Source organism: Mixta hanseatica (assembly GCF_023517775.1).
In the GTDB taxonomy this organism is placed as follows: domain Bacteria; phylum Pseudomonadota; class Gammaproteobacteria; order Enterobacterales; family Enterobacteriaceae; genus Mixta; species Mixta hanseatica.
On record NZ_CP082904.1, the window covers coordinates 3064124 to 3076434 of the forward strand.

13 protein-coding genes are annotated in these 12311 nt (G+C 55.6%); 2 read left to right on the forward strand and 11 right to left on the reverse strand.

Going from position 1 to position 12311, the window contains the following annotated elements:
• Window positions 1-133: 133 nt before the first annotated feature.
• Both K6958_RS14595 and K6958_RS14600 read left to right on the forward strand, forming a co-directional pair.
• The gene (locus tag K6958_RS14595) at window positions 134-1330 is read left to right on the forward strand and encodes an efflux RND transporter periplasmic adaptor subunit (RefSeq protein WP_249891808.1); all 1197 of its coding nucleotides are present in this window, start codon (window positions 134-136) and stop codon (window positions 1328-1330) included.
• On the forward strand, window positions 1330-3267 hold the full coding sequence (locus K6958_RS14600) for a MacB family efflux pump subunit (protein WP_249891809.1): 1938 nt from the start codon (window positions 1330-1332) through the stop codon (window positions 3265-3267). Before K6958_RS14595 ends, K6958_RS14600 begins: the two co-directional genes overlap by 1 nt.
• Before the next feature lie 100 nt (window positions 3268-3367).
• Here the strand turns inward: K6958_RS14600 and cysM are convergent, their stop codons facing one another.
• From cysM to K6958_RS14655, 11 genes are all read right to left on the reverse strand, one after another.
• Entirely contained in the window at window positions 3368-4249 is an 882-nt protein-coding gene (cysM, locus tag K6958_RS14605; protein ID WP_249891810.1) for a cysteine synthase CysM, read from the reverse strand.
• 73 nt (window positions 4250-4322) lie between these two features.
• Window positions 4323-5411, reverse strand: a complete 1089-nt coding sequence (cysA, locus tag K6958_RS14610) for a sulfate/thiosulfate ABC transporter ATP-binding protein CysA (RefSeq protein WP_249891811.1) — start codon at window positions 5409-5411, stop codon at window positions 4323-4325.
• Window positions 5401-6276, reverse strand: coding sequence for a sulfate/thiosulfate ABC transporter permease CysW (gene cysW / locus K6958_RS14615; protein ID WP_249891812.1), 876 nt, complete (start codon window positions 6274-6276; stop codon window positions 5401-5403). The genes cysA and cysW overlap by 11 nt, the downstream gene beginning before the upstream one ends.
• Window positions 6276-7109 carry a sulfate/thiosulfate ABC transporter permease CysT gene (gene cysT / locus K6958_RS14620; protein ID WP_249891813.1) on the reverse strand — a complete coding sequence of 278 codons (834 nt, stop codon included), beginning with the start codon at window positions 7107-7109 and terminating at the stop codon, window positions 6276-6278. The genes cysW and cysT overlap by 1 nt, the downstream gene beginning before the upstream one ends.
• Window positions 7109-8119 (reverse strand): thiosulfate ABC transporter substrate-binding protein CysP, encoded by a 1011-nt coding sequence (gene cysP / locus K6958_RS14625; RefSeq protein ID WP_249891814.1) that lies wholly within the window; start codon window positions 8117-8119, stop codon window positions 7109-7111. Before cysP ends, cysT begins: the two co-directional genes overlap by 1 nt.
• Before the next feature lie 203 nt (window positions 8120-8322).
• Entirely contained in the window at window positions 8323-9219 is an 897-nt protein-coding gene (locus K6958_RS14630) for a Dyp-type peroxidase (protein WP_249891815.1), read from the reverse strand.
• A 151-nt stretch (window positions 9220-9370) separates the two neighbouring features.
• Window positions 9371-9685 carry a hypothetical protein gene (locus K6958_RS14635; RefSeq protein WP_249891816.1) on the reverse strand — a complete coding sequence of 105 codons (315 nt, stop codon included), beginning with the start codon at window positions 9683-9685 and terminating at the stop codon, window positions 9371-9373.
• Window positions 9686-10447 carry an RNase A-like domain-containing protein gene (locus tag K6958_RS14640; protein WP_249891817.1) on the reverse strand — a complete coding sequence of 254 codons (762 nt, stop codon included), beginning with the start codon at window positions 10445-10447 and terminating at the stop codon, window positions 9686-9688.
• A 149-nt stretch (window positions 10448-10596) separates the two neighbouring features.
• Window positions 10597-11205, reverse strand: coding sequence for an RpoE-regulated lipoprotein (locus tag K6958_RS14645; RefSeq protein WP_249891818.1), 609 nt, complete (start codon window positions 11203-11205; stop codon window positions 10597-10599).
• A 66-nt stretch (window positions 11206-11271) separates the two neighbouring features.
• On the reverse strand, window positions 11272-11724 hold the full coding sequence (locus K6958_RS14650) for a DUF2919 domain-containing protein (protein ID WP_249894701.1): 453 nt from the start codon (window positions 11722-11724) through the stop codon (window positions 11272-11274).
• A 42-nt stretch (window positions 11725-11766) separates the two neighbouring features.
• On the reverse strand, window positions 11767-12192 hold the full coding sequence (locus tag K6958_RS14655; RefSeq protein WP_085070892.1) for a GNAT family acetyltransferase: 426 nt from the start codon (window positions 12190-12192) through the stop codon (window positions 11767-11769).
• Between the last annotated feature and the right edge of the window lie 119 nt (window positions 12193-12311).

Here is a 12311-nt window from a genome sequence, read left to right on the forward strand (position 1 = left end):
TTAAGCGGAAAAGTACGCAGCAGAATTTACTCAATCCTTACAGAGATTGTTGCCTGATTGCGCTGCTGTTTCACTTTATTGTGGCAGGCTTTTACGTTATACCAGTGCTTTCTTCGTACCAGGGATATTGTTCATGGCATTACGCCGCACCTTATTCGGCCGTAAAAGGTTTTTACTGCTGGTGCTTTTGATTATTGTGGTGGTTATCGTTTGGGCGCTGCTGCCCCAGCGCAAGGCGCCTACCGAATTTTTGACCGCCACCGCTGAACAGCGTCCGCTACAGCAGGCGGTACTGGCAGACGGCACGCTTACCGCCAGTAAACTGGTGAGCGTCGGCGCGCAGGCTTCCGGTCAAATCAAGCGGCTGCGGGTCGAATTAGGCGATCAGGTCAAAGAGGGCCAGCTGGTAGCGGAAATCGACAGCATGACGCAGCAAAACGCCCTGCAAAATGCCCAGGCGGCCTTAAAGAATATTGAAGCCCAGCGAGCGGCTAAACAGGCGCAGCTAAGCAATTATCGCGCGGCCTTTGCCCGCCAACAGGCGATGCTGGCTAAAAATCTGACTGCAAAAGCGGATTATGATGACGCACAGGCGATCCTCGCTACGACCGAGGCGGAGATCCGCGCGTTGGATGCGCAGATTGTTCAGGCGCAGATTGAGGTAAACACCGCGCAGGTGAACCTCGGCTATACCCGCATCGTTTCCCCGATGGACGGCACGGTAGTTTCCGTACCGGTTGAGGAAGGCCAAACGGTTAACGCTGTCCAAAGCGCGCCGACGCTGATCAAAGTGGCTAATCTCGATACCATGACGGTAAAGGCGCAGATTTCTGAAGCGGACGTGATCAAAGTCGAGCCGGGGATGAAAGTCTGGTTTACCATTCTCGGCGAGCCGCAGAAGCGTTATGAAGGCACGCTGCGCGCCATTGAACCCGCTCCGGATTCGATTAATAACGACACCAGCAGCAGCCTGACCAGCGCCTCCAGCAGTAGCTCCAGCGATAAAACCGCCATTTATTATTATGGCCTGTTTGACGTGCCGAATCCGCAGCATCGCCTGCGCATTTCGATGTCGGCAGAAGTGCATATCGTACTGGGCGAACGGCAAAATGCCGTAGTAATCCCCGCCACCGCGCTGGATAATCTGGATGGCAAAAGCTCGGTGCAGATAGTAGATGCCAACCAGCAGGTAACGCGCCGTCAGGTTACGGTAGGCCTGAATAATAATGTCGAAGCGGAAATCCTTTCCGGCCTGAAGCCGGGCGAAAAAGTGGTGCTGGGTCAGCGCAGCACGGCGATAGCAAAGGCTGACGGTATGGGACCACGCTAATGGCGCTGCTACAGCTGAATAATATCTGCCGTTCGTTCCAGAACGGCGAGCAGCAGGTGCAGGTGCTGCGCAATATAAACCTGGCGATTGATTCCGGCGAGTTCGTGGCCATTGTCGGCCAATCCGGATCGGGTAAATCAACCTTAATGAATCTTCTCGGCTGCCTGGATAAAGCCAGCGCTGGTGAATATCTTATTGCCAATCGCGCCGTCTCGGCGCTGGATAACGATGCGCTGGCGGCGCTGAGGCGCGAATATTTCGGTTTTATTTTCCAGCGTTATCATCTGCTAAGCGAGCTGACGGCGTTAGGCAACGCCGAGATGCCTGCCATCTATGCCGGCCAGGCGGTGCAGGCGCGTCGCGAACGAGCCACCGCTCTGCTTACACGCCTTGGCCTCGGTGAACGCCTGCATTATCGGCCCGGTCAGCTTTCCGGCGGACAGCAGCAGCGCGTCAGTATCGCGCGCGCCCTGATGAACGGCGGCGAGGTGATTCTTGCCGATGAGCCGACCGGGGCGCTTGATAGCCACAGCGGCGAAGAGGTGATGCGCATTCTGCATGATCTGCATCAGCAAGGGCATACCATTGTTATCGTGACGCACGATATGCAGATTGCGCAGCATGCACAGCGCATTATTGAAATCCGCGACGGGGAAATTCTCAGCGACAGCCGCCGGCAACCGGCAGAATCCCGCCCGCGCCAAATCACCCAACGTACCGAAGGCAACGCCTGGCGCGCCGCGCGCGATCGCCTGACCGAGGCGTTTCGTATGGCGCTGGTCTCTATGATGTCGCAGCGCTTACGTACTTTTCTTACCATGCTCGGCATTATTATCGGTATCGCTTCAGTGGTTGCCGTGGTGGCGCTGGGTAAAGGATCGCAGCAAAAAATCTTGCAGGAAATCAGTTCAATGGGTACCAGCACGCTGGAGATCTATCCCGGCAAAGATTTTGGCGATATGCACTCTTCGTCGATTCAGACGCTGCGCGCCAGCGATGCGGATGCGCTGGCTTATCAGCCCTATGTTCACAGCGTAACGCCGCTGCTTTCGACCAGTACCACACTGAAATATCGTAATCAGGCGCTAACGGTGTCGGTTAACGGTGTTGGCGAGCAGTTTTTTGCTGTGCGCGGCTATCAGATAACCCAGGGAATGGCGTTCGATCGTCACAGCGTCGAGGATCTGGCGCAGGAGGCGGTAATTGATAAAAACACCCTCAAGCGGCTGTTTCCACAGGGTGAAAACCCGTTAGGAGAGGTGGTAATTTTGGGTAATATGCCGGTGCGTATTATCGGCGTCGCCAGTCATCAGAGCAGTTTTGTCAGTGACAGCAACCTTAATATCTGGGTGCCCTATACCACCGTCATGAAGCGCATGGTCGGGCAAACCTGGCTCAGCGGCATTACCGTGCGGGTACGCGATAACGTTGATCTGCCGCTGGCGGAGCAAGGCGTCACGCGATTGATGATGCAGCGCCATACAAGCAAAGATTTCTTTATTTTTAACGCCGACAGCATTCGCCAGACGATAGAAAACACAACCAATACCATGACGCTGCTGGTGGCGATGATTGCATTGATTTCACTGCTGGTAGGCGGCATTGGAGTAATGAATATCATGCTGGTTTCGGTGACCGAGCGTACCCGTGAAATCGGCGTACGTATGGCGGTAGGCGCTCGCGCCAGCGATATTATGCAGCAGTTTTTAATTGAGGCGGTGCTGGTCTGCCTGACCGGCGGCATTATCGGCGTATTATTGTCGCTGGTGCCGGGAGTCATACTGGCGCAGGCCACCAGCAGTTTCAGCATGATCTACTCGCCGTTCTCGATCGTGGCAGCGTTTGTCTGTTCCAGTCTGATTGGCGTTGTGTTCGGCTTTTTCCCGGCACGGCGCGCCGCAAGGCTCGATCCGATTCACGCGCTGGAGCGCGAATAGCTCAGCGGCCCCTTCGGGGCCGTATCTCCAGGCTATGCCGATCGTGCAGCGGCAAAGCCTTTATCGCTGAAGCGCCCTTCCGCGCTGGCTATAGAATACATTACGCATAGACGCCGGTTGAAAGATAACGGTCGCCGCGATCGCAAACGATGGCGACCACCACGCTGCCCGGATTTTCCGTCGCGATACGAATCGCGCCCGCCGCCGCGCCGCCAGAGCTTACGCCGCAGAAAATGCCTTCACGCCGCGCCAGCTGGCGCATAGTCTCTTCCGCTTCGCCCTGCCCCATATCGATTATGCGATCGATCAGTTCCGGGCGCCAGATGCCCGGCATATAGGCTGCCGGCCAGCGACGGATGCCCGGAATGCTGCTGCCTTCCTGCGGCTGTAGGCCAATGATCTCAACCTGCGGGTTTTGCTCTTTCAGATAGCGGCCGACACCGGTTATGGTACCGGTGGTGCCCATACTGGAAACAAAATGGGTGATGCGTCCGGCGCTTTGCTGCCAAATCTCCGGGCCGGTGGAGGCATAGTGTCCCAGCGGGTTATCGGGATTATTAAACTGATCCAGCACTTTGCCTTCACCGCGCGCCGCCATCGACTGGGCCAGATCGCGCGCGCCTTCCATTCCCTGCTCACGGCTGACCAGCACCAGCTCCGCCCCGTAAGCGCGCATCGCCGCCTGCCGTTCCTGACTCATATTATCCGGCATCAGCAGCTTCAGTCGGTATCCTTTCATCGCGGCGATCATCGCCAGCGCAATACCGGTATTGCCGCTGGTCGCTTCGATAAGCAGATCGCCGGGCGTGATTTCACCACGTTGTTCGGCGTGCTGGATCATTGACAGCGCCGCACGATCCTTCACCGAACCGGCAGGATTGTTGCCCTCCAGCTTTAGCCAGATCTCGCTGCCATTATCAGGCGTCAGGCGCTGTAGTTTAATCAACGGCGTATTGCCAATGGTGGTTTCCAGAGTCGTCACGATTTATTCCCGGCAGGCAAAATAACAGGGCGGGAAAATCCCGCCCAAACAAAATATGAGGCGTTAGAAAATATCAGGCGCTTTCGGCAAAGGCAACCGCGCGCAGCGGCGTATTGCCCTGGTAGAGACGCGCCTGTTGCAGGCCAACGTAAAGGCGCTCGCCGCGCTGCGGGGCGGTCTGGTCGCCATCAAACACCAGACTAAAAGGTTCCGTCTGCCAGCCTGCGGGCTGCACCAGCAGCTGCCAGAAGTGCCCGCGCGGACTGACTTCGAGGATCTGCACTGGCAGAGGGGTTTCCAGGCTGCTTTGCCGCGCCGCGTCAATCTCCCAGGGACGCAGGAATAGCTCGACTGCGCCCTGATGCGCTGGCGTATAGCCCAGCGGCCAGTGATGCGCGCCCACGTGGAACTGAGAGCCGTGTACCTCACCATCAAAGCGATTCACTTCGCCAAGGAACTCCAGTACGAAACGGCTGGCCGGTTCGCGCCACACATCGTCCGGCGCGCCGACCTGTTCGATATTGCCCTGGCTCATCACCACAACCCGATCGGCCACTTCCATCGCCTCTTCCTGATCGTGGGTCACAAATACGCTGGTAAATTTCAGTTCTTCATGCAGCTGACGCAGCCAGCGACGCAGCTCTTTACGCACCTGCGCATCCAGCGCGCCGAAAGGCTCATCCAGCAACAGAATTTGCGGCTCTACTGCCAGCGCGCGCGCCAGCGCCACACGCTGCTTCTGCCCGCCGGAAAGCTGGGCCGGATAGCGGTTTGCCAGATGACCCAGCTGTACCATCTCCAGCAGCTGCGTCACCTTTTGTTTGATCGCCGCCGCTGAGGGACGTTCGCGACGCGGCAGTACCGTCAGGCCAAAGGCGATGTTGTCGAATACCGTCATATGACGGAACAGCGCATAGTGCTGGAAAACAAAGCCCACCTGACGATCGCGCGCATGTACGCGGCTGACATCTTTTTCATGAAAGCGGATCTGCCCGCTGTTTTGATGCTCCAGTCCAGCGATAATGCGCAGCAGCGTGGTTTTCCCGGAGCCGGAAGGCCCCAGCAGCGCCACCATCTGACCAGAAGGAATATCCAGCGAGATGTCGTTAAGCACTCGCGTACGGCCAAACGATTTATTGATCTGCTTAATTTCAATGCTCATGATTTTCCTCCTGCTGTAAACGCTTCTGCTGGTTTTCTAATCGCCATTGCAGCGCGCTTTTCAGAAACAGCGTCACTATCGCCATCAAAGTCAGCAACGCGGCGGCGGTAAACGCGCCCACGCTGTTGTAATCCTGATGCAGTAACTCAACCTGTAACGGCAAGGTATAGGTCTCGCCGCGAATCGATCCCGATACCACCGAGACCGCGCCAAACTCACCAATCGCGCGGGCATTGGTCAGCACCACGCCATACAGCAGCGCCCAGCGAATATTGGGCAACGTCACGCGGCGGAACATCTGCCAGCCGGATGCGCCCAGCAGCACCGCGGCTTCATCTTCCTGGCTGCCCTGGCTAAGCATAACCGGCACCAACTCGCGCACCACAAACGGACAGGTCACAAAAACCGTTGCCATTACGATGCCAGGCCAGGAGAACATCAGCTGGATATGGTGCGCATCCAGCCAGCCGCCCGCCGGACCGTTGACGCCCCAGAACAGCAGATAAATCAGGCCAGCAACCACCGGCGAGACCGCAAAAGGAATGTCGAATAGCGTCAGCAGCAGCTGGCGGCCCGGAAAGGTAAAACGCGTAACCAGCCAGGCAAGCAGCGTGCCGAAAACCAGGTTAACCGGTACGGTAATCAACGCCACCAGCACCGTCAGCCAGATAGCATGCAGCATATCGCCGTCGCTCAGGTTGCTCAGCGCCGCGCCGAGGCCCTGCGCCAGCGCCTCGGTAAAAATAGCGATCAGCGGCACCACCAGCAGCAGGAAAGAGATCAGCACGCCGACGGCAATCAGCAGCCATTTGCCCCAGTTAATGCGCTGGCGTTCAACGCCATTCAGTTGGGTAACGTCAGCCATTAGTGACCTCCCAGACGACGGCCAAAGCGGCTTTGTAAGGTATTAATCGCGAACAGCAGCAGCAGCGAGGCGGCCAGGATAACGGAAGCAATCGCGCTGGCTGCCGGATAATCGAACTCCTGCAGACGAATAAAGATCATCAGCGAGGTGACTTCGGTCTTCCAGGCGATATTGCCGGCGATAAAAATAATCGCGCCGAACTCGCCCAGGCTGCGGGTAAAAGAGAGCGCCGTACCCGCCAGCAGCGCCGGAGCCACTTCCGGCAGCACCACGCGGCGGAAACTTTGCCAGGGCGTGGCGCCCAGGGTTTGCGCCGCTTCTTCATATTCCGGCCCCAGCTCTTCCAGTACCGGCTGAACGGTGCGCACCACAAAGGGAATGCTGGTGAACGCCATCGCGACGGCAATCCCCAGCCAGGTATAGGAAACCTTGATATCGAACTGCGCCAGCCACTGACCATACCAACCATTAACGGAAAAGAGCCCGGCCAGCGTCAGCCCGGCAACTGCGGTCGGCAGCGCGAAAGGCAGATCCATCAGCCCATCCAACAGGCTGCGCCCCGGAAAGCGGTAGCGCGTTAAAATCCACGCCATCAGCATGCCGAAAACCGCATTGAACAGCGAGGCCACCGCCGCCGACAGCAGGGTAACTTTATAAGCCGCCACCACCTGCGGGTTAGTGATTACGTCCCAATACTGCGCCAGCGACATTTGCGCCAGCTGCATGATTAAGGCGCTCATCGGCAACAGCAGGATCAGACAGGTAAAAAACAGGCTGCTGCCAAGGCTGATGCCAAAGCCTGGGAGTACACGTTTACTGCTTGCTACAAACATTAACCACGCCCCGCCGCTAACAGCTTATCCAGCTCGCCACCGCTGGCGAAGTGGGTTTTCATAATGTTTTCCCAGCTGCCGAAACGATCTTCCACCCGAAACAGCTCAGTTTGCGGGAAGTTTGCCTGCTGCATCAGCTGCGGGTTATTCACGCGATAATAGAATTTTGTCATTATCTGCTGCGCCGCCGGTGTATAGAGATAATTGAGATAAGCTTTCGCCGCCGCTTCGGTATGCTTTTGCGCCACGTTTTTATCCAGCCACGCGACCGGGAACTCGGCAAGAATATCGGTTTTCGGTACCACCACTTCGTAACCCTGTGGCGCATACTGATTACGAATGTTGTTTACTTCCGATTCAAAGCTGATCAGCACGTCGCCCAGGCCGCGTTCAACGAACGTGGTGGTCGCGCCGCGTCCGCCGGTATCCATCACTTCGACGTTTTTCATCAGCTGAGTCATAAACTGCGTAGTTTTAGCGCGATCGCCGTTGTTGGCTTGATCTGCCGCACCCCAGGCCGCCAGCCAGGTATAGCGCCCGTTGCCGGAAGTTTTGGGATTAGGGAAAACCAGCTTCACGTCGCTGCGGATCAGATCGTTCCAGTCATGGATTTGCTTTGGATTACCTTTGCGTACCAGAAACGCCATGGTGGAGTAAAACGGCGAGCTATGGTTGGGCAGGCGAGATTGCCAGTCGGCCGGCAACAGACGACCACGATCGTGCAGGATTTGCACATCGGTGACCTGGTTGTACGTCACCACATCGGCCTTCAGACCCTGCAGGATTGCCAGCGCCTGTTTCGACGAGCCGGCATGTGATTGATGAATGGTGAGTTTGTCGTTCGGGTGTTGCTCATCCCATTGCTGGATAAAAGGAGCATTCAGCGCCGTAAAGAGTTCACGTGACACATCATAAGAGCTGTTTAACAGCTCGGTTGCCTGCGCGCTTGCGGCCAACAGCAAAGAGAGCGCCGCGCCGCCGAGAAACTTTTTCGCTACGGGAAAGGTCATTTCACACCCTGAGTATTGATCCGGCTCACATCACCGTATGCTCAGTGTATTTATAACTCAGGGCAAAGCTGTAACGGTTTTATATATCTTTTGCTGCTTTAAAAGTAGAAAAAAGCATAAGCGCGCGGCAAAGCTTAACGACAAAATAGCAAAGCCGCCACGCGTGGGCAAAACGCCGTAAACCAGGCGATACCGCCCACGATTTATAATGCCAATAGCGCCTCGACAGAAGGCGCGAACCACCATGCGCCGCTCACCGGTTTCGTAAAGCGCAGCATAGCGTCATATTTGCCGTCACGTTCGCCAAACATACTTAATAGCTGCTGTTCAATATTATATAGCGTGGCGCAATAGGCGATAAAATAGAGGCCGTTAGTGCCGCTGGCGGTGCCGTAAGGCAGGCTCTGACGCAGGATCTTTAATCCCTGCCCGTTCTCTTTTAGATCGACACGGCTAACGTGGGATGTTGCAGGACGCGCGTCCCCTTCCAGCTCTTCATTGCTTAACTTAGTGCGCCCGATGATCTGTTCCTGCTTTGCAATCGGCAGGCGCTGCAGCTGCGATAAATTATGTTCCCAACGTTGGGTAAAGACGTAGCTGCCACCGGCATCCGCCCCGTTGGCGATGATCGCCACCTGTTGACGTTTTTCTCCCTGCGGGTTTTCTGTGCCATCAACAAATCCGGAGAGATCGCGATCTTCCGTCCAGCGAAAACCGTGCGTCTCTTCTTCAATGCGCACCGTCGGACCAAAGGCCGCCAGCGCCGCCTGCGCCAGGGTGAAGTTAACGTCGTGACGCAGAGATTGAATATGAATCAGCAAGTCGCGTTGAGTAGCGGGCGCCATATTTTTTCCCAGCGGCTGAAAATCCTTTAGCTCCGGCGCGCTGTCGCCTGGCTGCAGATCGCGCCAGAGCGCATTGCCGAAAGCGACGGTGGCGCCCAGCGCCGCTTCGGGATAATCCGCCTGCAGCTGGGTTAACTGATGATAAAAGGCTTTAACGCCCTGACGAAGGGTATTTAGATCGCCCTGCACCCTGGCTTCCAGCCAGATGGCAAAACGATTATGTTCGGGCAAAATGCCGCTCTGGTACGAGGACATGCGGTGCTACTCCGGGAATGAAAAGGGTTGAAACAGGGCCATTATCATACCGGAAAACAGCGGCAGTCATTGATCTTGCGCGTATTCTTTATGGCGACTTAATGACTGACATAAAACAGGACGCATAACCCACCGCGCCTTTGCTGACGCGCTACTGTTGCGCCAACTCTTTCAGATAAGAGGAGAGCCAGTTAAGAAAAACGGTTAGCGTTGGCGGGAAGCGCAACGAAAATCCGGGTAACCCAAAAATATGATCAAATGCGGCAGATGCCGAACCATTATCAGGGTACTTTTTCAGAAATCCGTCTATATCATCGATAATATAGCCAAGATATTCATCCCTCCCTACCGAGTTTATATAGGTTAAAACCATTTCTGGATAAGAAGAACCAAAAGTATCTGAGGAAGTCGGCCCCCAAATGATATCAAACAATTCTCTCATTGATGAATAATCCTCATTACCCATTTATACCTCCGGATAAGCTGACAAAATAAAATATGGTTTCCCGTTATTGTACTGACGGATCAGTACAATTTTAATACGGTTAGCGTTATAAACAACGGTTGACCCCGGCTTAACGACGATGCCGACATTGCGATTGGCGGAATAAACAATCGTAAGCGAACGTTGTCGAGAGCCTAATGAGGCTGCTGACCAAGATTTGATCGTTGATCGTGCGTTTTTTAACGCAGCAGTGATAACTGTCTCGGCAAGGTCGAGAGATGTAAATGAACCAGCAGGTTGAGGATGTAGGTTTCCTGAGCGAATACTTTTCTCAATACGTTGAAACAGTTCTTCCGGCGTCTTCCCTACATGCCGGGCGATAGTATGCCCGCCGCCCGGTAACCCCTTAATCGCTTCATGTTCAATGAGCCGAATACGTCCCATACGCACTTTAGCAATTCGCACCGCGCCAATGGCCATCGCGGGGGCGAAAGGAACGGCAATATCAACCGTCAGCCCGATAGCCAACGCACTATCCTCGCTGGCACCCAATTGCTTAGCCAGGGCGGCGGCGGTCTGAAACGTTGCCGTACGAGTATTACGCCCGGTCAGAATACGCTCAGCGGCGGTATTAATGGCGTCCATGCTGTGCGCGCCGGTAGCAACACAAGCAGCCTTGGTTAACAAGCTGGGATCAGGTGCCAGACATAAAGCTGTCGCGCCCATCAGCTCTACGGTCCCCTGGGCTAACTCCAGCCCGCCCAGCAGCCGGTTGCTAAGCATTTCAGCTTCGGTAACGTTGTGTATACAAAAAATGCGCGAAAATCTTCATGGTTTAATGATCTAATTATCTGTTTGCTAAGGTTTAGCATTGCGCCAGCGCAGGCCAGCGATAAAACTGGCGGGCAAAAAACCCGCCTCTCTGTTTTCTCTTAACGCTGCCAGATAATTTTGCTGACCTGCCAGCTTTTTAGCACGTCATCGGGCGGGATCAGGCCTTGTGGGCCGGCCCATTTGCCCTGATACAGATAGCTGATATGCACGCTGCCGGGCGCCTGACACAATACGGCGGAAGCGGCTTCATCACTGGCGGCCTGGCAATGACCAAAAGCTTTTTGATAATGGTCGCTGAAGAGATCGCCAATACGCGTGCCATCGGCGCTGGCGATATCCCGATCCGTGACGTCAATACGGCTCACGGTCTCTTTACCGCTAAAGGTTAGCTTTACTTCGTTTTCGGTCAGCGCCTGCCAGAAACTGACCACGCCGCCCTGTTCGCTGCGCATGCCCTGCCGCAGCCGATAGTCGCCGTTCAGCCCCTCGTTAAGAGCATCTTCCTGCAGCGGCGTAGTGCCATTAATGGCTCCCACGCCCTGCTCGGTTACCGTCAGGGAAGAGCCAAACCAGTTGCCGGGCCACAGCGTGGACCATGACCAGTCAAGCGGATTCCACCAGCTTGATGCGCTGCTGTTTGAGCCGTGGCTGGCGCAGCCCGCCAGCAATAAAGTGGCGACGATCAAAGCCGGACGTAGTGATTTCATTGCAGCTCCTGTAGTGATTACACAACGTTTTCCAGTGTGGTTGGAGTCGCGTAAGCGCAAAAAGTTTTATTCCGCCTGATTGAGCTGCGTATTAAAGCAGGCTTTCAGGCGGCGACTAAGCAGTAGCCAGAGCAGCGCTAACAGATCAAACAGCGCGGGCAGCCACAGCGCAAACGACGAAATATCGCCTTCCTGCGCGCTTTGCCACAGCACCAGCGCCAGGCTCAGCAGCAAAGTCGCGCACAGCACCCAGCGCCAGGCTTGCCAGAGCGCGGGCCAGCGTTGGCGGTAACCCGTGAGCAGCAGCCCGACGGCGGCCGGGATCCCCAGCGCCATCCCTATCCAAAAGATATTTCTGTCAGGATAAAAGAGTTCCAGCAGTTCAGCGCCCTGCTGGCGCGACGCGCCGGCCATAATAAACAGCACCCAGGTGCGCGCCTGTAACAACAGAATCAGCCAGAACGTGAGCGGCAGCCGCAACTGCCCCTTGCTGTCATAGTCATCAGGAGTGAAAAGCATCATACGAAAGGACAATCGCCGCGCTGACGCGGCCCGGCAACATTAATACTCACGATCTTCAATCAGCCGCTTGCCCAGGCAGACCGCATCCTGCATCTCGTAATCAAGCTTTTCATAAAAACCAATGACCGCGTCGTTTTCTTCGCGCACGATCAGATTAATTTTCGGGCAGCCACGCGCAATCAGCTTTTTCTCCAGTCGGTTAAGCAGCGCGTTGGCAAAGCCGCGTCCACGATAATCGGGATGCACGCCAAGGTAGTAGACCGAGCCGCGATGGCCGTCATAACCCCCCATTAAAGTGCCAACGATTTCGCCGCCGACCACCGCAACCAGAAAGAGATCGGGATCGTGATTGAGTTTACGCTCAATATCCATTTCCGGATCGTTCCAGGGACGCAGCAGATCGCAACGTTCCCAAAGCGTAATGACTTCTTCAAAGTCTTCCTGGCGGAATGCGCGGATTTCCATGAAATTTTCTCAGAGTTACTTACAATTCGCTGATTATCACGCATTCTTTGCCTGGCGCAACCCTCGTGGCGCCTCCGATGGGAAAAAAATTCGCGTCTGCTGCTTATTTAGCTGAAATA